Source organism: Pseudomonas sp. LSJ-87 (genome assembly GCF_032971465.1).
GTDB lineage: Bacteria > Pseudomonadota > Gammaproteobacteria > Pseudomonadales > Pseudomonadaceae > Aquipseudomonas > Aquipseudomonas putida_Z.
Map to the genome: position 1 here is coordinate 37,223 of NZ_JAWJYQ010000022.1, position 24,058 is coordinate 61,280.

At 62.6% G+C, this 24,058-nt stretch carries 15 protein-coding genes; 13 read left to right on the forward strand and 2 right to left on the reverse strand.

What is annotated here, in order from left to right:
* Positions 1–290: 290 nt before the first annotated feature.
* Positions 291–1,211, forward strand: a complete 921-nt coding sequence (gene argF, locus RYH74_RS14440; protein WP_075046146.1) for an ornithine carbamoyltransferase — start codon at positions 291–293, stop codon at positions 1,209–1,211.
* Positions 1,208–2,317 (forward strand): ABC transporter ATP-binding protein, encoded by a 1,110-nt coding sequence (locus tag RYH74_RS14445; protein ID WP_025340392.1) that lies wholly within the window; start codon positions 1,208–1,210, stop codon positions 2,315–2,317. The genes argF and RYH74_RS14445 overlap by 4 nt, the downstream gene beginning before the upstream one ends.
* A gap of 138 nt (positions 2,318–2,455) precedes the next feature.
* Here RYH74_RS14445 and ybaK read toward each other — a convergent pair whose 3' ends face one another.
* Positions 2,456–2,926: a Cys-tRNA(Pro) deacylase gene (gene ybaK / locus RYH74_RS14450; protein WP_075046147.1), complete on the reverse strand. Its 471-nt coding sequence runs from the start codon at positions 2,924–2,926 to the stop codon at positions 2,456–2,458.
* 303 nt (positions 2,927–3,229) lie between these two features.
* Here ybaK and RYH74_RS14455 point away from each other — a divergent pair, with 303 nt between their 5' ends.
* From RYH74_RS14455 to glpD, 4 genes are all read left to right on the forward strand, one after another.
* Positions 3,230–4,081, forward strand: a complete 852-nt coding sequence (locus RYH74_RS14455; protein WP_317409629.1) for an MIP/aquaporin family protein — start codon at positions 3,230–3,232, stop codon at positions 4,079–4,081.
* A 51-nt stretch (positions 4,082–4,132) separates the two neighbouring features.
* Positions 4,133–5,632 carry a glycerol kinase GlpK gene (glpK, locus tag RYH74_RS14460; protein ID WP_075046149.1) on the forward strand — a complete coding sequence of 500 codons (1,500 nt, stop codon included), beginning with the start codon at positions 4,133–4,135 and terminating at the stop codon, positions 5,630–5,632.
* 282 nt (positions 5,633–5,914) lie between these two features.
* On the forward strand, positions 5,915–6,670 hold the full coding sequence (gene glpR, locus RYH74_RS14465) for a DNA-binding transcriptional repressor GlpR (RefSeq protein ID WP_075046150.1): 756 nt from the start codon (positions 5,915–5,917) through the stop codon (positions 6,668–6,670).
* Positions 6,671–6,922: 252 nt separating this feature from the next.
* On the forward strand, positions 6,923–8,455 hold the full coding sequence (gene glpD / locus RYH74_RS14470; protein ID WP_317409630.1) for a glycerol-3-phosphate dehydrogenase: 1,533 nt from the start codon (positions 6,923–6,925) through the stop codon (positions 8,453–8,455).
* Between the two features lie 75 nt (positions 8,456–8,530).
* Here the strand turns inward: glpD and RYH74_RS14475 are convergent, their stop codons facing one another.
* On the reverse strand, positions 8,531–12,859 hold the full coding sequence (locus RYH74_RS14475) for an NEL-type E3 ubiquitin ligase domain-containing protein (protein WP_317409631.1): 4,329 nt from the start codon (positions 12,857–12,859) through the stop codon (positions 8,531–8,533).
* A 209-nt stretch (positions 12,860–13,068) separates the two neighbouring features.
* Here RYH74_RS14475 and RYH74_RS14480 point away from each other — a divergent pair, with 209 nt between their 5' ends.
* From RYH74_RS14480 to RYH74_RS14510, 7 genes are all read left to right on the forward strand, one after another.
* The gene (locus tag RYH74_RS14480) at positions 13,069–17,223 is read left to right on the forward strand and encodes an NEL-type E3 ubiquitin ligase domain-containing protein (protein ID WP_317409632.1); all 4,155 of its coding nucleotides are present in this window, start codon (positions 13,069–13,071) and stop codon (positions 17,221–17,223) included.
* Positions 17,224–17,542: 319 nt separating this feature from the next.
* The gene (locus tag RYH74_RS14485; protein ID WP_025340398.1) at positions 17,543–18,460 is read left to right on the forward strand and encodes a glutamate/aspartate ABC transporter substrate-binding protein; all 918 of its coding nucleotides are present in this window, start codon (positions 17,543–17,545) and stop codon (positions 18,458–18,460) included.
* A 142-nt stretch (positions 18,461–18,602) separates the two neighbouring features.
* Positions 18,603–19,349, forward strand: coding sequence for an amino acid ABC transporter permease (locus RYH74_RS14490; RefSeq protein WP_025340399.1), 747 nt, complete (start codon positions 18,603–18,605; stop codon positions 19,347–19,349).
* Positions 19,350–20,021, forward strand: coding sequence for an amino acid ABC transporter permease (locus RYH74_RS14495; protein WP_075046155.1), 672 nt, complete (start codon positions 19,350–19,352; stop codon positions 20,019–20,021). It begins immediately after the preceding gene.
* Positions 20,018–20,752: an amino acid ABC transporter ATP-binding protein gene (locus RYH74_RS14500; RefSeq protein WP_003258023.1), complete on the forward strand. Its 735-nt coding sequence runs from the start codon at positions 20,018–20,020 to the stop codon at positions 20,750–20,752. Before RYH74_RS14495 ends, RYH74_RS14500 begins: the two co-directional genes overlap by 4 nt.
* A gap of 73 nt (positions 20,753–20,825) precedes the next feature.
* Positions 20,826–22,730 carry an ATP-binding protein gene (locus tag RYH74_RS14505; RefSeq protein ID WP_025340401.1) on the forward strand — a complete coding sequence of 635 codons (1,905 nt, stop codon included), beginning with the start codon at positions 20,826–20,828 and terminating at the stop codon, positions 22,728–22,730.
* Positions 22,727–24,055 carry a sigma-54-dependent transcriptional regulator gene (locus RYH74_RS14510; protein WP_025340402.1) on the forward strand — a complete coding sequence of 443 codons (1,329 nt, stop codon included), beginning with the start codon at positions 22,727–22,729 and terminating at the stop codon, positions 24,053–24,055. Before RYH74_RS14505 ends, RYH74_RS14510 begins: the two co-directional genes overlap by 4 nt.
* Positions 24,056–24,058 lie beyond the last annotated feature (3 nt).

Genomic DNA, 24,058 nt, shown 5'->3' on the forward strand with positions numbered 1-24,058 from the left:
GACATCAGGCACACGATTTGCGACAGCCATTTGCCAAATTGCCGGCAAGCCGTGTACAACCCTCTGTAGCAAATAAAAAACAGCACTGCCCGTCGGGTAAAGACACCCTTTGCAACACCCTTTGGTACTGGGCAGCTGTTTCCCCTCTTGGCTTCAGGCGACATTTACTTATAGTATTGCGCCTTTCCCTATTTCGTCCGCCCCCGTGCGGCTTACGCCGCAGGTCACTCCCGTTGTCAAAAAAAACCATACGGTCGACCTGCATACCGTTGCAGATAAGGTAGTCAATCATGAGCGCTAGGCACTTTCTCTCCCTGCTGGACTTCACCACCGACGAATTGCTCGGGGTGATCCGCCGCGGCATCGAGCTGAAGGACCTGCGCAAGCGAGGCGTGCTGTTCGAGCCGCTGAAGAACCGCGTGCTGGGCATGATCTTCGAGAAGTCCTCGACCCGTACCCGCGTGTCGTTCGAGGCCGGCATGATCCAGCTCGGCGGCCAGGCCATCTTCCTGTCCCCGCGCGACACCCAGCTGGGCCGTGGCGAGCCGATCGGCGACAGTGCCATCGTGCTGTCGAGCATGCTCGACGTGGTGATGATCCGTACCCACGCCCACAGCACCCTGACCGAATTCGCCGCCAACTCGCGTGTGCCGGTGATCAACGCGCTGTCCGACGAGTCGCACCCGTGCCAATTGCTGGCCGACATGCAGACCTTCCTCGAACATCGCGGCTCGATCCAGGGCAAGACCGTGGCCTGGATCGGCGATGGCTTCAACATGTGCAACTCGTACATCGAGGCAGCCAGGCAGTTCGACTTCCAGCTGCGCATCGCCTGCCCGGAAGGCTACGAGCCGGACCCACGCTTCATGGCCATTGGTGGTGACCACGTGCAGATCGTGCGTGACCCGAAGGAAGCCGTGCGCGGCGCCCATCTGGTGACCACGGATGTCTGGACTTCCATGGGCCAGGAGGAGGAAACTGCACGGCGCCTGGCGCATTTCGCGCCTTACCAGGTCACCCGCGAACTGCTCGACCTGGCGGCATCCGACGCCCTGTTCATGCACTGCCTGCCAGCCCACCGTGGTGAGGAAATCAGCCATGACCTGCTCGACGACCCACGTTCGGTCGCCTGGGACCAGGCTGAAAACCGCCTGCATGCACAGAAGGCCCTTCTCGAATTCCTTGTAGAACCGGCTTACCACCACGCATGAGTCAACCCCTACTGCTCAACCTGCGCAACCTCGCCTGCGGCTATGGCGACCAGCGCATCGTTCAGAACCTCAATCTGCACCTGAACGCAGGCGACATCGGTTGCCTGCTGGGTTCATCCGGTTGCGGCAAGACCACCACCCTGCGCGCCATCGCCGGTTTCGAACCCGTGCACGACGGCGAGATCCAGCTGGCTGGCGAGGTCATTTCCCGGGCTGGCTTCACCCTGGCCCCGGAAAAACGCCGCATCGGCATGGTGTTCCAGGATTACGCGCTGTTCCCGCACCTGACCGTGGCACAGAATATTGCCTTCGGCATCGCCAAGCACCCGCGCCAGGCCGAGGTCATCGAAGAGATGCTCGAGCTGGTCAAGCTGGGCGGCCTGGGCGGGCGCTACCCGCATGAACTGTCCGGCGGCCAACAGCAACGGGTCGCCCTGGCTCGTGCGCTGGCACCGGAGCCGCAACTGCTGCTGCTCGACGAGCCATTCTCCAACCTTGACGTGGAGCTGCGCCGGCGCCTGAGCCATGAGGTTCGCGACATTCTCAAGAGCCGCGGCACCAGCGCCATCCTGGTGACCCATGACCAGGAAGAGGCCTTTGCCGTCAGCGACCAGGTTGGCGTGTTCAAGGAAGGCCGCCTGGAGCAGTGGGACACGCCCTACAACCTTTACCACGAGCCGCAGACGCCGTTCGTGGCCAGCTTCATTGGCCAGGGGTATTTCATCCGTGGGCAGATGATCAGCCACGAAGCGGTCAATACCGAGCTGGGTGAACTGCGCGGCAACCGTGCCTACATCATGGCGCCGGGCAGCTCGGTGGATGTGCTGCTGCGCCCTGACGATATCGTCCACGCACCGGGCAGCGCGCTGCAGGCGAACATCGTCGGCAAGAGCTTCCTTGGGGCATCGACCCTGTACCGCCTGCAGTTGCCGACCGGCAGCCAGCTGGAGGCGATCTTCCCTAGCCATAACGACCATCAGGTCGGCGAGGATGTGGGGATTGCGGTCAAGGCCGATCACCTGGTGCTGTTCCCGGTTCCGGGCAGCGTGGCGGCGCAGTTGCCGCGGCAGGAGAACGGGGTGCGCCGGTACAGTTCGGCGACCTGATTCGAAATTTTAGGGCCGCTTTGCGGCCCTTTCGCCGGCAAGCCAGCTCCCACAGAATCACCACATGCCCTGTAGGAAACGCTGTACCTGTGGGAGCTGGCTTGCCGGCGATGGGCTGCAAAGCAGCCCCCAAGATTCTCAGCCTCTACCGATCCCGGCAAACTTGCCCTGGGTGTGTTCCGCCAGCACCACGGCCGCCAACTCCACCTCCAGCCCACGCCGCCCGGCGCTGACATGGATGGTTGCAAAGTTCTGCGCCGAGTCATCGATGAAGGTACGCAGGCGCTTCTTCTGCCCCAGCGGGCTGATCCCCCCCACCAGGTACCCCGTGGCCCGCTGCGCAACCGCCGGGTCGGCCATCTCGCACTTTTTCACCCCGGCAGCATGGGCCAGGGCCTTGAGGTCGAGCGTACCCACCACAGGCACCACCGCCACCAGCAATTCACCTTTCTCACTGCTCGCCAGCAAGGTCTTGAACACCTGCTGCGGGTCGAGACCGAGCTTTTCCGCCGCCTCCAGGCCGTATGACGCCGATTTGGGGTCATGTTCGTAACTGTGCACACGATGCTCGGCACGGTGTTTCTTCAACAGGTCTAGGGCGGGGGTCATGCAGGGGCTCCGGTCGGGGACAGCTCGGCGGCTACTTTAGGACAATTCCCACACCTCAGCCAGCGCACCGCAACTGCGCGCCTCTAGTACGCGGATCCGCACCTGAAACCAGCATCCAGATCGTGACCGGCCGTTCACTTTCGACCTTTGACATCAGCGTTTCTTGTCTATATTTTTTCGTTTCTGAATAAATGGTGCACTTTTAAGGTGCATTTCCTACATCTGCCTGGGATCAACGGGGATAGACTCCGGGCTTTGCTGTCGAGCGCCACGCGCCTCACAACAAAAAAAACGAGGTCATACATGACGACTGCTCTACGCCAACCCGCGCTGTCCAGCCAATGCCTGGCCGAGTTCCTCGGCACTGCCCTGCTCATCTTCTTCGGTACCGGCTGCGTCGCCGCGCTCAAGGTCGCGGGCGCCAGCTTCGGCCTTTGGGAAATCAGTATCATCTGGGGCGTGGGCGTCAGCATGGCGATCTACCTCACCGCCGGTGTTTCCGGCGCGCACCTGAACCCTGCGGTGAGCATCGCCCTCACCCTGTTCGCCGGTTTCGACAAGCGCAAGCTGCCCTTCTACATGCTGGCCCAGGTATGCGGCGCATTTTGTGGCGCAGCGTTGGTCTACACCTTGTACAGCAACCTGTTCTTCGATTTCGAACAAACCCACGCCATGTTGCACGGTAGCGAAGCCAGCCTGGAACTGGCCTCGGTGTTCTCCACCTATCCGCACCCATCGCTGTCCACCGGCCAGGCGTTCCTGGTCGAAGTGATCATCACCGCCATCCTGATGGCCGTGATCATGGCCCTGACCGACGACAACAACGGCCTGCCGCGCGGCGCCATGGCCCCGCTGCTGATCGGCCTGCTGATCGCCGTGATCGGCAGCGCCATGGGCCCGTTGACCGGCTTTGCCATGAACCCGGCCCGCGATTTCGGACCAAAACTCATGACCTTCCTGGCCGGTTGGGGCGAAATCGCCTTCACTGGCGGTCGGGACATGCCTTATTTCCTGGTTCCGGTGTTCGCACCGATCCTTGGCGCCTGCCTGGGCGCCGCGACCTATCGCGGCCTGATCGCCCGCAACCTGCCAATGGCAGCCGCCGTGAACCCTGAGACAAATGACAATCGCCAGGGCGATACTCAAGTCAATTGACGCCGGCATCACGCCCAGCCCTGAACCCCTATTTTCGCAAGGCCTACGACCATGACAGACACCCAGGATAAGAACTACATCATCGCCCTGGACCAGGGCACCACCAGTTCGCGGGCCATCATTTTCGACCGCGACGCCAATGTGGTGGGTACCTCTCAGCGCGAATTTGCCCAGCACTACCCGCAAGCGGGCTGGGTCGAGCACGACCCGATGGAAATCTTCGCCACGCAGAGCGCGACCATGGTCGAGGCCCTGGCCCAGGCGGGCATCAGCCACGCTCAGGTCGCCGCACTGGGTATCACCAACCAGCGTGAAACCACCGTGGTATGGGACAAGGAAACCGGCCGCCCGGTGTACAACGCCATCGTCTGGCAGTGCCGCCGCAGCACCGAGATCTGCGCCCAGCTCAAGCGCGACGGCCATGAAGCCTACATTCGCGAAACCACCGGCCTGGTCACCGACCCGTACTTCTCCGGCACCAAGCTGAAGTGGATCCTCGACAATGTCGAGGGCGCCCGTGAACGCGCCGAGCGCGGCGAACTGCTGTTCGGCACCATCGATACCTGGCTGATCTGGAAGTTCTCCGGTGGCAAGGTGCATGTCACCGATTACACCAACGCCTCGCGCACGCTGATGTTCAACATCCACAGCCTGCAGTGGGATGACAAGCTCCTGGAAATCCTCGGCATCCCACGGCAGATGCTGCCCGAGGTACGCCCTTCCTCCGAGGTCTACGGCCACACCAAGAGCGGCATCGCCATTGCCGGTATCGCCGGCGACCAGCAGTCGGCACTGTTCGGCCAGATGTGCGTGGAGCCGGGCCAGGCCAAGAACACCTATGGCACCGGCTGCTTCCTGCTGATGAACACCGGCGACCAGGCGGTGAAGTCGTCCCATGGCCTGCTCACCACCATCGCCTGCGGCCCGCGAGGCGAAGTGGCCTATGCGCTGGAGGGCGCGGTGTTCAATGGTGGTTCCACCGTGCAGTGGCTGCGTGACGAACTGAAGATCGTCAACGACGCACTGGATACCGAATACTTTGCCAGCAAGGTCAAGGACAGCAACGGCGTATATCTGGTGCCTGCCTTCACCGGCCTGGGTGCTCCGTACTGGGACCCGTATGCCCGTGGCGCACTGTTCGGCCTGACCCGTGGCGTGAAGGTGGACCACATCATCCGCGCCGCTCTGGAATCGATCGCCTACCAGACCCGCGACGTGCTCGACGCCATGCAGCAGGACTGCGGCCAGCGCCTGTCCGAGTTGCGCGTGGACGGCGGTGCGGTGGCCAACAACTTCCTCATGCAGTTCCAGGCCGACATCCTCGGCACCTGCGTGGAGCGGCCGAAGATGCGCGAAACCACCGCGCTGGGTGCGGCCTACCTGGCAGGCCTGGCCTGTGGCTTCTGGAGCGGCCTGGACGAACTGCGCGACAAGGCGATCATCGAGCGCGAGTTCAGCCCGCAGCTGGATGAAACGCAGAAAGAGAAGCTGTATGCCGGCTGGAAGAAGGCAGTCGACCGTACCCGTGACTGGGAAGATCACGAGGCGTGATCCCCGGCGCGATAGCTTGTCCAAATCCTGTGGGTGCAGCGTTGATCTCGAGGTTGTCGCTGTACCTGTGGGAGCGGCCTTGTGTCGCGAAAGGGCCGCAACGCGGCCCCAGGATTGATGCGCAATAGTTGAAATTGCTGGGGCTGCTTTGCAGCCCTTTCGCGACACAAGGCCGCTCCCACAGGGGATCGCGTGAAACAGCCGGCCCGATAGTCTACTGGTCGTAGTCCGCGTCCTACGGCATCATTGCAGCATTTGTCCGGCAGCCCCAAAGGACCGCCCATGAATCTGCCCCCTCGCCAACAACAAATCCTCGAACTGGTGCGCGAACGCGGTTACGTCAGTATCGAAGAAATGGCGCAGCTGTTCGTCGTCACACCGCAAACCATCCGCCGTGATATCAACCAGCTGGCCGAGCTCAATCTGCTACGCCGCTACCACGGGGGCGCGGCCTACGATTCGAGTATCGAGAACACCGCCTACGCCATGCGCGCCGACCAGATGCGTGACGAAAAGCAACGCATCGCCGAAGCCGTGGCCCGGCAGATTCCCGACCATGCCTCGCTGTTCATCAATATCGGCACCACCACCGAATCCATCGCCCGGGCGCTGCTCAACCACAACCACCTGAAAGTCATCACCAACAACCTGCACGTGGCCGCGATCCTTGCCGCCAAGGACGATTTCGAAGTGCTGGTGGCAGGTGGCACGGTGCGCCGTGATGGCGGCGTTGTCGGCCAGGCCAGTGTCGACTTCATCAACCAGTTCAAGGTCGACTTCGCCCTGGTGGGCATCAGCGGCATCGACGAAGACGGCAGCCTGCTCGATTTCGACTACCAGGAAGTGCGGGTGTCCCAGGCGATCATCGCCAATGCCCGTCAAGTGATCCTTGCCGCCGACTCCAGCAAGTTCGGGCGCAACGCCATGGTGCGCATGGGCTCGATCAGCCTGGTCGACTGCCTGGTAACCGACCAGGCGCCAACCCCCGCCCTCACCCAGCTGCTGAACCACTACAAGATCCGGCTTGAGGTGGTTTGAGGGCTGACAGGCGCATGCCGCAAGGCTTGTCGCGCCTGTGAGATCGAGCGTCGTCCGCGCCGCGCTCGATCCCACAGACGCCACACCTTTCAAACCGATCATCCAAAATTTTCGTAAATGTTCATTTCATTGTCATCTGATCAGTTTTTTCTATAAAGACTGACTGGCGACCGGCTTTCTGTTGCGCTAGTATTTTCGAAAACGAACATCAATGTTCATATTCGATGTAAACAGCCCCAGGAGGCCTTGCCCGTGTCCCAGCCCGTTTCGTCCCAGCCCCCAGTCGCCGACTGCTATGACCTCGCCGTGATCGGCGGCGGCATCAATGGCGTGGGCATTGCTGCCGACGCCGCCGGGCGTGGCCTCAAGGTATTCCTCTGCGAAAAGGACGACCTGGCCCAGCACACCTCGTCGGCCAGCAGCAAACTGATCCACGGTGGCCTGCGCTACCTGGAGCACTACGAGTTCCGCCTGGTGCGTGAAGCACTGGCCGAGCGCGAAGTGCTGCTGGCCAAAGCCCCGCACATCGTCAAGCCGATGCGCTTCGTGCTGCCGCACCGCCCGCACCTGCGCCCGGCCTGGATGATTCGCGCCGGCCTGTTCCTCTACGATCACCTCGGCAAGCGCAAGCGCCTGGGTGCTTCGCGCAGCCTGCGCTTCGGCCCGGGCTACCCGCTCAAGCCTGCAATCAGCCGTGGCTTCGAATATGCCGACTGCGCGGTGGACGATGCCCGCCTGGTAGTGCTGAATGCGATGGCCGCACGGGAAAAAGGTGCCCATATCCATACCCGTACCCGTTGCCTGCGCGCGGAGCGTGTGGATGGCCTGTGGCAGGTGGAGTTGCAGCACGCTGACGGCCGCCTGCAGACCATTCGCGCCCGCGCCCTGGTCAACGCTGCCGGCCCGTGGGTTGCCAGCTTCATCAAGGATGACCTCAAGCTCGATGCCCCCTATGGCATCCGCCTGATCCAGGGCAGCCATATCATCGTGCCGCGCATGTACGAAGGCGAACATGCCTACATCCTGCAGAACGAGGACCAGCGCATCGTCTTCTGCATCCCGTACCTGGAGCGCTTCACGCTGATCGGCACCACCGATCGCGAATACAGCGGCGACCCCGCCAAAGTCGCGATCACCGAGCAGGAAACCGATTATCTGCTCAAGGTGGTCAACGCCCATTTCAACCACCAGCTCAGCCTCAGCGACATCGTGCACACCTATTCCGGCGTGCGCCCACTGTGCAACGACGAATCGGACAATCCGTCCGCGGTCACCCGCGACTACACCCTGGCGCTGTCCGCCAGTGAAGGGCAAGCGCCGTTGCTCTCGGTTTTCGGTGGCAAGCTGACCACCTACCGCAAACTGGCCGAGTCGGCCATGGCCGAGCTCAAGCCACACTTCCCACAGATGCGCGGTAGCTGGACCGCTGGCGCGCCGCTACCAGGTGGTGAGCAGATGACCACGGTGCAGGCTCTGGTCGATGCGGTGCTGGCGCGTTGTGGCTGGTTGCCGGTCGATATCGCCAGGCGCTGGGTGCTGACCTATGGCAGCCGCGTATGGCAGTTGCTGGATGGCGTGCAAGGGCCGGAAGACCTGGGCCAGGCCATTGGCGGCGGGTTGTTCGGCCGGGAGGTGGACTACCTTGCACGCAACGAATGGGCATGCAGCGCTGAAGACATTCTCTGGCGCCGCACCAAGCTGGGCCTGTTCACCAGCACCGGCGAGCAACAGGCGCTTGCAGACTATCTGCAACGAGAGCAGCAGGCGCGCACCCAAGCGGCGTGACCCGTGGTCTGCCCGCACCCACGGAACGGCGAGCAAGTCGTCCGTGAGTTCGCACCGGGTGCGTAACCGCTGCAGTCACAGGTTCAACCGGTCATAAGCTTCCCTGGCCAACGTGCTTATCAAGTCACGTTCGGCAACCTGATAATCACTCATGACCGTCCTGCCGCGTTGTACGTGGGTCCATTCATCGATGCGCTGCGCGGCCAGGTCCGCCTCGATCTGTTCCAGGCGCAGGTCGAAGCGCTGCCGCACCTCGTCGAAGCGACCTGGGTAACGCTGGCGCACATGCGCCTCCCAGAACGGGCGCTGGGCGAGCGAGACGATCAGGTCCTCTCGGTTTTCCATTTCCAGCACACTACTCTGAACACTGCGCAGCTCCTGCTCGGTGACTCTCGCGAATTCTTCGAAGTGCATCGTGTCCGGCACGATTGGCAGGTCAAGCGGCTGCCGCAGGCGCAGCCTGAAAAAAAGCCTCGTTTCGATATCGTCCACGATCGACGCATCCACTCTGCGCAACTGCCTGATATGCGCAGCGGCGAACCGGTCGACCGCATCCAGGCGAGCCAGTTGCCGCCCCAGACGAACCAGCCCCTCTTCCAGCTCCGCCGCTGGAACACGGCTGCTCACCCGCTCCGCCAGCAAGCTCAACTCCAGTTGCTCCAGAATCAACAGCATCTGGTCTTCGCAGGTGCGGGGGGCCAAGGCCTCGGCAAACACCCGCAACCGCAGCTGTTCATGTTGCTCGCATGCCTGAAGGATGCGCCAGATGCGTTTACGGAAATAACCGGGATGTTCATGAAAATCGTCGCTGTCGAGAAAGTCCGCAAGAACCTGGAACAGCCCTTGCGCATCGGGCTCCTGGTGTAACGACTCCCACAATGCGGCCCTGGGCGCTTTCAATGCGCTGTCTTTACCGACCCAGGCATCGCGGACAGCCTGGTCAACAGCACGATGGCGGAACGAGCCACCACCCCTGCTGCCAGCGCGGTCAACACCGGCAGCCCGATCAAGCGCGGCCTCGCCCTGGGCATCGAGCGGGTTGTCATGCAGGCTGAACGACTGCAATTGCTCGCCCAAGCCGTTCAGTTCCTGGCGCAACTGGCGAATACGGTTTTCCCTCAAGTCCACATGCCCACGCAGGATCACGTCCGCGGGCGTCGTCTCCAGGCCTGCGTCGCGCAGCCGAACATCAGTAAGTTGGTGCAAGCCGGTCAGCACAGGCGCGCGCCCCAACGGGTTGTGGCTCAGGTCCAGCATCGCCAGCCGCCCCAGGCTGGCCAGGCGCCGTTCACTGGCGACATTCATCACGATACGGTTGCCGGAAAGGTTCAAACGCAGCAGACGCGACAGTCGCTCGAGCCCGACAGGCACTTGCTCGAGACGATTGCCACCGAGGTCCAACTCGATCAGGTTGCCGAAACGTGACAGGAAGTCTGCACGGACCTCGCTCAGGTTCATGTTGCGCAGCACCAGCCTGCTGACGTGTCCGAAATCCAGCCCAGCGGGCAGCACCGGCAGGGAGCCAAGCCGCTCTCCGTCGATTGTCAGAACACATTCGCCGGCGTGATTGGTTATTTTCCGCCGCCAGCTTCGCCGTACCTGCCGGGCCACCCGGCGTCGCCTGGCATACTCAAGTACACCTGGAGCCTCGGCGCACCAGCCATGCAACGCCTCCCGCAACCGGGAAAGCTGCTGCTGGAGCTGGCTGAAGTGTTCCCATAGCCCAGTCGAATGTTGCATGAGCTCCGCCAGGTAAGCGTCCATCTGCTCATCGGTCAACGTCGGGAAAACCTGGTGAATACCGCTTCTGATTGCCTGTCGGCTGCTTTCGGCGCGGCCACTGAGAGGATACCCGATTCGCCCGTCGGCAAATCTGTGCACCGGGCGCAACCCCTGCCCGACCGGCGCCAAGCCGATCAGCCGCGCGGCCCGTTCACGGTCGGCAGCGGCCAGGGTAGCCAGGGAATCACGCAGGCCCTGCTCCCCTTCGATACCGCCGAGCAGCCCTTTCTGATCGTCCTCGAGCAGGCGCAGCAGCGCTTGTGAAAGCTCCAGACTCTGGCTGGCAGCGTCAGCAAGATGGTATCCCTGCTCGCCCCTGACGATGCAACGCACATCAGCAGCTTGCTCCGCGCCGAAAGCCATCAAGAGCCGGCCGTTTAGCTGCGCCTCACGCAGCTCCACGCGAACCGATTCCGGCCACGGGGCGGCTTCCGATACGAGCCCCAACGCCAAGGCCTCGCTGTCTGCATTGGCCGCGCGCAGCAGGCGCACGCCGGCGCAGGCCCGATCGAGACGAGTGTCATGCAGTAGCCAGCGCGCACGTTCCGCCAGCGCCAGCGGCACTCGCTGACCTTGGGCCAGGTTATCGAGTTGCACACCAGAAGCCTGGCCAAGCAACTCGTCCAACTCGTGCGCAGACAACGTGGGGAAGTCACGCACAAGCAAGGCAGCTGCCTCGGCACTGGGCTTGGGTTGGCGCTCGGTGAAGACGCGATCAAGCGCTGCCCCCCGTAACAATGGCATCTGCTCATGCAGTTGATGGAACTCGAAGGCGTCCAGTAAACGGCCCGGAGCGGGAGCATTCTCCACACGCAGCCGGCGAAGCTGCTCCAGCTTCAGGCCGGTGATCTGCAACAGCTGGTGCGCCGTTTCATCAGGCAATTCTGCCAGGCTCGCCGCCAGGCGCCGCATCAGGCGAGCAGCGCCCTGCCAACGCTGTGGCTGCTCGAGCGCATGATGCCAACCACCGCCATTGTCCTCCACCCACGGCGCAAGTGCCTCGGCGCGGTCCGGGTGACGAATACGCGGTATCCCGTCCTGCGGATCGTCCCAGACCTGAAAGGCCGACTCTTCACTGCGCAGCAGACGGTAATCGGAAGCGCCCCCAGCGTCGGCCAATTTCGCCTCGGCAGCATCCACGCCATATCCTTCGAGATTTGGCGAACACAGCCTTACCTTGCCCAGGCCATCAGATAACGGTACGAGGCCATCGACGAAGGCGACTCGCTTCAAGCCTTGGATCACTGCCGCGCCGCCCTTGGCAAGGAGCAGACCGGTGGCGACGTTTTCCGCCACACCAAAAAGGTGGTCCAGCGCACCCTCGCGATCCCCGATACGCCAGTCCTGGTAGCCCTCATAGACTTCAGAAGCCACCTGCACCGCAGCCACCGCCAGCAATGCCTCCCCAAGAACCGGCACGAACAGGCCCGCCAGGTTGAGCAGGTCCAACCCCAGCGATGCATAGGCGTTGAACCGCTCGTTACGGGCCTGCTGGTCTTCATCGCCCGTGGGCACGGCGAGCAGGCGGGCATCGTCGTAGATCTTGCCTATCTGCAAGCGTCGCAGGTGGACGTACAGCGGTTCAGTGATAGCCAGGTGGCGACCGTCGAGCTCGATAGCCGAACCCGCCCTCTTCGCCAGGCGCTCGGTCAACAGGGTAAAGAAACGGCCTCGGTCCCGCTCACTGACAAACCGAGCGAAGAATGCACGGTAGCCCGGGCTCTGCAAACGAACGGCCAGTGCAGCGTATAGCGCTTGCCAGGTGGCAAACCGAGCGACAGGGGTGGTCGGGTCGCCGGGAATCCAGGCAATGACCCCCTCGATACCACCGCCGCCTGCCTGTGCCACTTCGAGGGTCACTACACCGCGGATGCATTTCCCCAGCAGATAGAGTTGCCGCGCCGTGGTCACCTGGGGCAATGCCGGCACCATCGGGGTTTCAGCCAACACGGGCAACAGTTGCAGATAGCTGCGTTCGTCCAGCGCGCCCTTGAACAAAGCCATGTACACAGCGACCTGAAAATGCGCGCGCTGATTGTCTTCGAACAGTTTGTGTACCTCGCGCTCGGCCTGCCCCGGCGCGGCGCCTTGTGGATCACTCGGCTTCAGGCAGGTATCGAGCTTGGCCTGGTATCTTCCACCCACATCCAATTGCCTGCACAGCTTCGCGAACACCTCGAACTTCAAGGGCAGCCTCCTGCCATTCCCGTCCAGGAAATAGGCTTTTCGCAGGGAGTCAGCCTTTGTCTCGTTTACGTGATAGTTGTGCAGCGCGGCGGTCAACAAATTGCGTGTAGACCAACTGACAGGGTATGCCTTGCGTATCCCCGGTTGCACGGATGGCTGGAACTCCGATTCCTGCTGGAACACCTGCCAACGCCACGCCTGCTCATTGCTGACCCCGGCTTGCTGCAGGCCAGCGGTAAGCAGTTGCCGGGCAAACGCTTCCAGCGATGGAATCTTGTGTAGCACCTCGCCCAGGTTGCGGGTGGTCTGTTCCTGTTTGCGCAAGGCCTTCAGGAAAGTGCTCCGCCGGTCGGCTGGGGCATGCGTGAGCCAATCGGGCAACTGGCGGGCAATCAGCGTATCGACCGAGTCAGGGGGGAAATCAACGGATGTCATGTGGTGTCTCCAGCGGCAATGGGCGGCCACCTCAACACCTGTGCACCGGGCATGGGCACTATATAATGCTCATGGATCGAACCTTGGTTTCCCGGCTGGCCGTCATTGCCCCTGCCGGCACCGCAGGCAGCTCAAGCAGCACTATCTACCGCCAAGCCAGGTTCCCAGCGTGATGCTCTGGTGGCTTTTTCAGCCCCGGAGATCACCACGTGCCGCCCATCGAAAGTATCCCGTCCGACTCCATCGACCATCTGATCGCGCAGCAGCTTCCTGACTGGTTGATACGCGCGGACGCACAGCACCGCGAAGCCTTTCGCGAGGCCTTGAGCGAACAGCAGCAGGCAGCCGACAGCCTCAAGCATCTGCTTGCCTCGATACCGGATATTGAACAGTTCGCCGTCCCTCTGCTCGAAGGCGCCTTGCTTGCAGAAGGGCTTGGCGAGGTCGACCCTCGGTCCACCTACGTGGTCGTCAGCGAAGCGTTTCAGTTGCCCTCTGCCGCAGAAAAGCTCTACCAACCCAGCATCACCTACACCACACGTCAGAGCCTGCTAGCCGCCGCGCTACACAACTTCGAAGCACACGAAACCCAGCCCTGGTGGCTGCGCAAGGCACATCTGGTGGACGAAAAGGGCAGGCGCCTGGCGATGACGTTCGAGCGCTTTGCCAGCCTGTGCCGCACGCTGGACATCGGCGGACGATACCAAGCCCTTCTGAACCGCATCCTCAAACCCAGAGCGGGCCGAGGCCAACCAGCGGACCAGGCGCGAATCAAGGTGGAACAGCAGTTTCAGCGCGGTATTCGTTCGCGCATGCGAGCCGCGCTTCATGAAGGCAGGCTCAAGGGCCAGCTGGATGAGCAGGATCTGCTGCGGTTGCTATCAGTGCTTGCTACCCCTGCCCAGCCGGTGCATGGCAAAGGCAGCCTGATCCCGCGCCAACTGTATCTGCTGGGCAAGTGCATGGTCGGCATCATCGCGCTCGAATGGCGGCCGCTGCCGGATTCCGCCATCGATGAGATCATCGTCTGGATCCCCGATGACCCTGACCGAAGTGTGCGTTTCTACGACTCGTGGGGCGAGCTCTACGACGACCTTGCCAGGCGCCTCGAACATCGGTCGTTCCAGACCTTTCTGCGGCGCTTCATCAAGGCGCAGGACAGGAGCGAGTTCGACCAGGCGCTCTCACGGGCTTTGGCTGCATCGCAGAAGGAGCACGCCCCGGAACTTGACGGGCGCAACCTCGCCGTGAGTGGTGATGTGTTCGCCCACGTGCAGGCCTTGCTGGTTACCAGGATCTTCGACGATGCCGCCTACCTGGCCGTAGCGACCGATCAGGAAGACCGTCTAAGCAGGCACAGGCGCTTGCAGGCCATGCTCGGCGCAGGGCTGGACCTGCTGGGGCTGATTGCATTCGTCGTGCCCGTCGTAGGCGACCTGATGCTGGTGCTTAGCGCTGCGCAACTGTTGGACGAGGTCTACGAAGGCTATCAGGACTGGCAACTGGGTGATCGCCAAGGGGCTCTGGATCACCTGTTCACCGTGGCCCAGGGCCTGGTGTTCGCCGGTGCCAGCGCAGGCGCGATAAAGGCAATACGGCGGGTACCTTTTGTCGATGGGTTGGCGCCAAGGCCGCTTCCTGAAGGCAAAGTCAAACTGGCTCGCTCTCCTCACTACTTCCCATCCGAGGAAAACGCGTCGGTACTGCTGCAGGGGTTGCAAGGCAACCACCTGGGTGAACTTCAGGAGTCGAGCGCCAGCATGCTGCAGGATGTCACCGGTTTTTCCACGGAGCAGTTACGCCAGCTGTGCCTGGAACACGCCCCGCCGCCAGCGCGGCTGCTCGACATCCACGAACGTATTGCACTGCATACCGACCACCCAGGGTTACGCGGCGCGGCCTTCGAGGAGCAATTGCTCGCCCGGCGCCAGGCTGTTTCCGATGAGCAGAAAACATTGATGAATGCCTTCAGGTACCTCTCACCGAGGGGTGCCCAGGAAATCATCGAGCACAGCAGCTCCTCACAGCTAAAAAAACTCCAGGCAAGCGGGCGTGTGCCGTTGGGCATGGCGGAACGTGCCCGCTGGTATGAGCGGGACAGCCGTATCGACCGGGCTTGCCTTGGCATGCGCCTGGCGGCGCTGGGTACAGCCGACAGCGAAAAACTGGTGATGGGGCTGATCGAGCGCCAAGCACCCTGGCCGGCCGCATTGCGTGTGGAACTGCGTGAAGGTCACCAGAAAGGTCGCCTGTTGTATGCAAGCCCAGATACGCAGAACAGCCAGGTGTCGATCATCGTGCGACAACCAGACGGCTACAGGCTGGCCAATGACGCGAATCACCTGGCCAGCGGTACCTTGCTCGAAACGGTACTGCGCACCTTTGACGAGCAGCAGAAAACCAAGCTTGGAAACCGCAACTTGCAGGCCAGGCAGCTCCGTCAGCAACTCCTTGTGGCCGCGGTGCAGGATCGGCAACGCACGGCGGAAATCCTCGGGCTACCCCGTATCGGTGCCAATCTGCGGCCGCCCAGGCGCTTTGCCGATGGAAGGCTTGGATACCCACTCAGCGGTGGCGGCGAAAGCAGCCGGCAGGCCATTCGCCAAGGCATCCATCAGATCTTCCCGACATTGAGCGAACTGCAACTGGACGCCTACCTGAACGCCGTGCGTCAGCGAGGCGAAAACCTGTGGAGCCATTATCAGATGCTGCAACGCCAGCTTGGCGAACTACGCGAGACGCTACGGGCCTGGCAGGCCGACTGGCAGTCGCCGGTCGACGCCATCCGTCGCCGCCGTATCGTCGATGCCCTTCGCCGCAGCTGGCGGCGCAAGCTGGTGGATGGCAACGACCAGTACGAGTTGTTCATAGACGGCGAGTCCGTACCGACCCTGCCAGCGTTGCCAGCAGGCATCGAATACGGGCATGTGCGCCGCCTGACATTGCGCGACATGCATCTGGAACACATCGATGCCCAATTCCTCAGGCGTTTTCCCAACATCGTCGATCTGGACCTCAGCGGCAACCGGCTGACCCAGGTGCCCGAGGGTATCGAAAGCCTTACCCAGCTGCGACGCGTGAACCTTGGCAACAACCGGATCACGCTGGACCAGACGGCAAGCAACCGCCTGGCCCAACTCCAACGCCTCGATACGCTGATACTGAGTTACAACCCGCTCAATGGGTTGCCTGACCTGTCCGCGTTGCCGCATGTGCGTGACCTGCAGCTGCGCGCCACGGGCCAGGCAGACATCAGCCAGATTCACCAGTTGATAACGATGCGCGCCCATGTCGATCTGCGCGACAACAGGATCAGCGAGCTACAGCGGGAAATGCGCGGGCTGCGCCTGCGTTTGCAGCGTCTCAACCTGCACGACAACCCCTTGAGCGAAAGCAGTATCGAGTATCTCGACGAAGCGCGCGGCGTCACCGATGCCGGTGGCAGGGGCAGCGCCAGCTACACCCATGGGGTGATCGACGAGGACACCCGCGCCAATTGGGTAGCGTCCAGGAACGAGCTGCTTCGCGCTCAACGCGAGGCAGCCTGGGACCGCCTGATCGAAGAGCCTGGTTCGGCAGGCATGTTCCGGTTCCTGGCCGACTTCGCCCAAAGCGAGGACTTCCAGGACAATCCTCGCCATTATCGTCGGCGCGTCTGGCATATCCTGGAAGCCTGCGAAAACAACGAAGCGCTGCGTGAACAGCTGTTTCGCGAGGCTGATGGACCACGCAGCTGCGATGACCGCCTGCTGCTGATGCTCAACCAGATGGAAGTCGGCGTCATGGCTTATCAGGGCGTCGAAGGCGTACCTGCTGCAATGAGAGAAACAAGCTTGCTGCACCTGGGGGAGCAGTTGCATCGTCTCGACCTGCTGGATGCCATTGCCAATCGCCATGTCCAGCGCTTGCGCCAGGCAGGGCGCAAGCCGGATGAAATCGAAGTCCGCCTGTTCTATCGCTTGCGCCTTGCAGACGCCCTCGACCTGCCAGTACCGCCCGATGAAATGCATTTCGCTTCGTACGCGCATGTGACGTCCGCAGACCTGAACGATGCACAACTGGAAGTGCTGGGCACCTACGAGACGTTACCCATGCTGGATGCGCTCGCCGCCCGCCCCTATTGGCAGACCTACCTGCGTGAAACCTATGCGGAGCGTTTCGAGGCGATGACCGGGCCTTACCATGATCGGATGGAAGCGCTCGAAGCGCAGGCCACAGCGGGCCAGGAAGGCGACTACGAAGAACGCGCCAGCTCACTGATGCACGAATTGGCGGCAGAAGAATCAACCTTGATTCGCCGTTTGACGGCCGAGGCGTGGGCACGTTCCAGGTCGGCTGACGCGGGCCGCCCGCTTCAGCGCTGATCCTCGAACGCTGCCCCGGTCAGGCTGCCTGGACCGTGGCCTGACCGGGTTGGTAGCGGCAGCGTGTGACGAGATATGCGTTCGGATTTCCGAATGACCGAAAACAATTCGTTCGGAAATGCGCACGAAACTCACCGTCATACAATGGTCAAAAAAGATTGATTCCCAGCAAATTCGCGGCGTTATCATCGAACACAGGGCTTGGCACGACTCATGCTCTACACTTGGTAGCCGAATGCAATCGTTTATTTCTGTATTCGTTGAACGAAGAGTCCGCCAACGGCTCCATAAAAAAAACAAACACGTCGAGGAAAATTTGATGCGCATCGTTCGTCAATTGCTGGGCGCCGCCATCGCGGCCGCTGTGATCGCTTCGCCGGCCATGGCCGAAGAACTGACCGGCACCCTGAAGAAGATCAAAGATTCGGGCACCATCACCCTGGGCCACCGCGACTCCTCCATCCCGTTTTCCTACCTGGCCGGCAAGCCCGAGCCCGTGGGCTACTCGCATGACATCCAGCTGGCTGTCGTCGACGCCCTGAAGAAGCAGCTGGGCACGGACATCAAGGTCCGCTACAACCTCGTCACCTCCCAGACCCGCATCCCGCTGGTGCAGAACGGCACCGTGGACCTCGAGTGCGGCTCCACCACCAACAACGTCGAGCGCCAGCAACAGGTCGGTTTCTCGGTCGGCATCTTCGAAGTCGGTACCCGCCTGCTGACCAAGGTCAAGGACGGTCAGCCGGCATACAAGGACTTCCCGGACCTGGCCGGCAAGAACGTGGTGACCACCGCCGGTACCACCTCCGAGCGCATCCTCAAGGCGATGAACGCCGACAAGCAGATGAAGATGAACGTGATTTCCGCCAAGGACCACGGTGAAGCCTTCAACATGCTCGAAAGCGGCCGCGCCGTGGCCTTCATGATGGACGACGCCCTGCTCGCCGGCGAAATGGCCAAGGCTCGCAAGCCGTCGGACTGGGTCATCACCGGTACCCCGCAGTCGTACGAAATCTACGGCTGCATGGTGCGCAAGGATGACGCGGCCTTCAAGAAAGCGGTCGATGACGCCATCGTCGGCTACTTCAAGTCGGGTGAAGTCAACAAGAGCTACGACAAGTGGTTCCAGCAGCCAATCCCGCCAAAGGGCCTGAACCTGCAGTTCCCGATGAGCGACGAGCTGAAGAAACTGATCGCCGAGCCGACCGACAAGGCTGCGGACGAGAAGAAGTCCTGACTCTCAGATAGTGGCCTGGTGCTCAACAGCACCAATCAATACTGCAGGCCACTCATTAGTGTCTAACCTTTCATCCGAGGGCGCCAAGCGCTCTCGGATGCTCGAAGGTGCCCGTGAAACAATCGTCTGAGGGGAAATCCCGATGAATTACAACTGGGACTGGGGCGTGTTCTTCAAGTCCACCGGCGTGGGCAGCGAAACCTATCTGGACTGGTACGTCACCGGCCTGGGCTGGACCATCGCCATCGCCATCTCCGCCTGGATCATCGCCTTGCTGCTGGGCTCGGTCCTCGGTGTCATGCGTACCGTGCCGAACCGTGTGGTAGCAGGTATCGCCACCGCCTACGTGGAGCTGTTCCGCAACGTACCGCTGCTGGTGCAGCTGTTCATCTGGTACTTCCTGGTGCCGGACCTGCTGCCAGAGGGCCTGCAGGAATGGTTCAAGCAGGACCTCAACCCGACCACTTCGGCGCTGATCAGCGTGGTCATCTGCCTGGGCCTGTTCACCGCCGCCCGCGTGTGCGAACAGGTGCGTACCGGCATCCAGGCGCTGCCCCGTGGCCAGGAAGCCGCCGCCCGCGCCATGGGCTTCAGCCTGTCGCAGATCTACACCAACGTGCTGCTGCCGCAAGCCTACCGGATCATCATTCCGCCGCTCACCTCGGAATTCCTGAACGTGTTCAAGAACTCGTCGGTGGCGTCGCTGATCGGCCTGATGGAACTGCTGGCACAAACCAAGCAGACCGCCGAATTCTCGGCCAACCTGTTCGAGGCCTTCACCCTGGCCACGCTGATCTACTTCACCCTGAACATGGGCCTGATGCTGCTGATGCGCATGGTCGAGAAGAAAGTCTCGGTGCCCGGCCTGATTTCCGTAGGGGGCAAATAAATGGACATGGATTTCAGCGAAATCATCCCGGCCCTGCCTGCCCTGTGGGAAGGCATGGTCATGACCCTGCAGCTGATGGTCATGGGCGTGGTCGGCGGCATTGTGCTGGGGACCATCCTGGCCCTGATGCGCCTGTCGTCGAGCAAGCTGCTGTCGAACGTGGCCGGCGCCTACGTCAACTACTTCCGCTCGATCCCGCTGCTGCTGGTCATCACCTGGTTCTACCTGGCGGTACCGTTCGTGCTGCGCTGGATCACCGGCGAGGACACCCCGGTGGGTGCCTTCACCTCCTGCGTGGTGGCATTCATGATGTTCGAGGCCGCGTACTTCTGCGAAATCGTCCGCGCCGGCGTGCAGTCGATCTCCAAGGGCCAGATGGGCGCCGCCCAGGCACTGGGCATGACCTACGGCCAGACCATGCGCCTGATCATCCTGCCCCAGGCCTTCCGCAAGATGACCCCGCTGCTGCTGCAGCAGAGCATCATCCTGTTCCAGGACACCTCGCTGGTATACACCGTGGGCCTGGTGGACTTCCTCAACTCGGCACGCTCCAACGGCGACATCATCGGGCGCTCCCATGAGTTCCTGATCTTCGCCGGTGTCGTGTACTTCCTCATCAGCTTCTCCGCTTCGTGGCTGGTCAAGCGCCTGCAAAAAAGGATCACCGTATGATTTCCATCAAGAACGTCAACAAGTGGTACGGGGACTTCCAGGTACTGACCGACTGCAGCACCGAGGTCAAGAAGGGTGAAGTGGTGGTGGTATGCGGCCCGTCGGGCTCGGGCAAGTCCACCCTGATCAAGTGCGTCAACGCCCTGGAGCCGTTCCAGAAAGGTGACATCGTGGTCGACGGCACCTCGATCGCCGACCCCAAGACCAACCTGCCCAAGCTGCGTTCGCGCGTTGGCATGGTGTTCCAGCACTTCGAGCTGTTCCCGCACCTGTCCATCACCGAGAACCTGACCATTGCCCAGCGCAAGGTGCTTGGCCGCAGCGAAGCGGAAGCGACCAAGAAGGGCCTGGCCCTGCTCGACCGTGTCGGCCTCGGTGCCCACGCCAAGAAGCACCCCGGCCAACTGTCCGGCGGCCAGCAGCAGCGCGTGGCCATCGCCCGTGCCCTGTCGATGGACCCGATCGTCATGCTGTTCGACGAACCGACCTCGGCGCTGGACCCGGAAATGGTCAACGAAGTACTGGACGTGATGGTCGAACTGGCCCACGAAGGCATGACCATGATGTGCGTGACCCACGAAATGGGCTTCGCCCGCAAGGTGGCCAACCGCGTGATCTTCATGGACAAGGGCAACATCATCGAGGATTGCCAGAAGGAAGACTTCTTCGGCAACCCGAGCGCCCGCCACGAGCGTACCCAGCACTTCCTCAGCAAGATCCTGCAACACTGATTTTGCTTCACTGAAGCGGTCGGCGCCGCTGCCCTTTCGGGCAGCAGGCGCTGGTCGTGACAAGGCCACTGTGATGAAATGCGATCCTTCGCTTCTTCTCCCTGCCAAGCCTGCCGTGAAATCCCGCCTGCTCCGCCAATTGCTGTTGCCGCCACTGATCATCCTGCTGATGGTCGGCCTGGGTATGGCTGGCTACCTGATCAGCGAGAGCAACGGTATCCGCACCCTCAGCGAAAACGGCGAACGCCAGCTGGAGCTGCACGCGCGCACGGTCGAGAGCGAAATCAGCAAGTACACCTACCTGCCGAGCCTGCTGGAGCTGGAAGACAGCGTCTCGCACCTGCTCACCGATCCTGATGGCGGCTCGCGGCAGATCGTCAACGAATACCTCGAAGGCCTGAACCGGCGCAGCCGCAGCCGGGCCATTTTCGTCCTCGACACCAATGGCCGGGTCCAGGCCACCAGCAACTGGCGCGATGCCGACTCGTTCCTCGGCGAAGACCTTTCATTCCGTGCCTACTTCCAGACCGCCGTGCGCGGCGAGCCCGGGCGTTTCTACGGTATCGGAAGCACCACCGGCGAGGCTGGCTATTACCTGGCCCACGGCCTGGAGGAACACGGCAAGATCATTGGCGTGGCGGTGATCAAAGTGCGCCTGGACACCCTCGAGGAGCGCTGGCAGCGTGCCCGCCTGGAAGCTTTCGTCAGCGACGAGAACGGCATCATCATCCTCTCCAGCGACCCGGCCCGGCGCCTGAAGTCGGTACGCCCGCTGACCCCGCAGATCAAGGAGCGCCTGGCCCGTAGCCTGCAATACTACTGGTGGCCGCTGAACGAGCTGCAGCCCCTGGCCCGTGAAACCCTGGCCGACGGTGTGGAAAAGCTGACCTTCCCGGCCAACAGCGAAACCGCACAGGGCAAGGCCCGCGAAATGGCTTACCTGGCCCAGACCCGGCGCCTGGTCGACACGCCCTGGCATTTCACCCTGCTGACCCCGCTGCAGGACCTGCGCCGCGAATCCATGGTACAGGGCATCCTGGTGGGCGTGGCCTTCGCCTTGCTGGCGATCCTCGGCATCGCCTGGAACGAACGGCGCAAGGTCATTGCCACCCGCCTGGCAGCCCGCGAGGCACTGCAGGAAGCCAACAGCCAGCTGGAGCGACGGATTACCGAACGCACGGCCGACCTGCGTGCCAGCAACGAACGCCTCAAGGGCCAGATTCGCGAGCGCCGGCATGCCGAGCAGACCCTGCGCCACGCCCAGGATGAGCTGGTACAGGCCGGCAAGCTGGCCGCCATCGGACAGATGTCCACCAGCATTGCCCACGAACTGAACCAGCCGCTGGCCGCGCTGCGCACGTTGTCCGGCAACACCGTGCGCTTCCTCGAGCGCGGGGCACTGGAAACCGCCAGCACCAACCTGCGCACCATGAACGACCTGATCGACCGCATGGGCCGCATCACCGCCAGCCTGCGCTCGTTCGCCCGACGCAGTGACGACAGCGGCCAGGCCTCGCTGGCCAAGGCGGTGGACGCTACCCTGCAGGTGCTGGCCAACCGCATCAGCGCCTGCCACCTGCAGCTGCACAATCAGTTCGAGGACCAGCAGCTGGCCATCGACCAGACCCGCCTGGAGCAGATCCTGGTCAACCTGATCGGCAACGCCCTGGATGCCATGGCCGCCCAACCGCTGCCGCAACTGTGGCTGGAGGGCGAGCTGCAGGGCGACAAGTACCGTTTGCAGGTGCGCGACAATGGCCACGGCATCGACGCCGAGGCGCGCAAGCACCTGTTCGAACCTTTCTTCACCACCAAACCGGGCGAACACGGCCTGGGCCTGGGCCTGACCCTGTCGGCGAGCCTTGCCGCCGCCGCCAAGGGCAGCCTCAACGTCGAGCACCCCGCCAGCGGCGGCACGGCCTTCGTCCTCGCCCTGCCCCTGGTCTCCCCCCCTAGCGAATCGGCAGAGCACCCATGAACCAAGCGCCTCTTACCGTCCTGATCGTCGAAGACGACCCGCATGTGCTGCTCGGCTGCCAACAGGCGCTGGCCCTGGAAGACATCGCCTGCGAAGGCGTGGGCAGCGCCGAGCAGGCGCTGGAACGCATCGGCGACGACTTCGCCGGCATCGTCGTCAGCGATATCCGCCTGCCGGGCATCGATGGCCTGGAGCTGCTCAACCGCCTCAAGGCCCGCGACCGCAGCCTGCCGGTGGTGCTGATCACCGGCCACGGCGATATCGACATGGCGGTCGGCGCCATGCGCAATGGCGCCTACGACTTCATGGAAAAGCCCTTCTCCCCGGAGCGCCTGGTCGACGTGGTGCGCCGCGCCCTTGAGCAGCGCGGGCTGTCGCGCGAAGTGGTGGCCCTGCGCCGCCAGCTGGCCGAGCAAAGCAGCCTGGAGGGGCGCATCATTGGCCGCTCGCCGGCCATGGAGCACCTGCGCGAACTGATCGCCAACGTCGCCGATACCTCGGCCAACGTGCTGATCGAAGGCGAGACCGGTACCGGCAAGGAACTGGTCGCCCGCTGCCTGCACGACTTCAGCCGCCGCCAGGGCCAGCCGTTCGTGGCTCTGAACTGTGGCGGCCTGCCGGAAAACCTGTTCGAAAGCGAGATTTTCGGCCACGAGGCCAACGCCTTCACCGGTGCCGGCAAACGCCGCATCGGCAAGATCGAACACGCCAACGGCGGCACGCTGTTCCTCGACGAGGTGGAGAGCATGCCGATCAACCTGCAGATCAAGCTGTTGCGCGTACTGCAGGAGCGCACCCTGGAGCGGCTGGGCTCGAACCAGAGCATTCCGGTGGACTGCCGGGTGATCGCGGCCACCAAGTCCGACCTGGATGCCATGGGCCAGAGCGGCCAGTTCCGCAGCGACCTGTATTACCGGCTGAACGTGGTGACCCTGGAGCTGCCGCCGCTGCGCGAGCGCCGCGAAGACATCCTGCAGCTGTTCGAACACTTTCTGCAGCAGTCGGCCCTGCGCTTCGACCGCGAAACGCCTGTGCTGGACAGCCAGACCTTGTCGCGCCTGATGGCCCACGACTGGCCGGGCAACGTGCGTGAACTGCGCAACGTTGCCGAACGCTACGCCCTCGGCCTGCCAGCGTTCAAGAAAGGCCCCAGCGGTGGTGCCAGCCAAGGCTTGGGCTTTGCCGAGGCGGTGGAAGCGTTCGAGCGCAACCTGCTCGGCGATGCCCTGCAACGTACCGGCGGCAACCTGAGCCAGGCCAGCCAGGAGCTGGGCATGGCCAAGACCACGCTGTTCGACAAAGTGAAGAAATACGGCCTCGGCTGACCT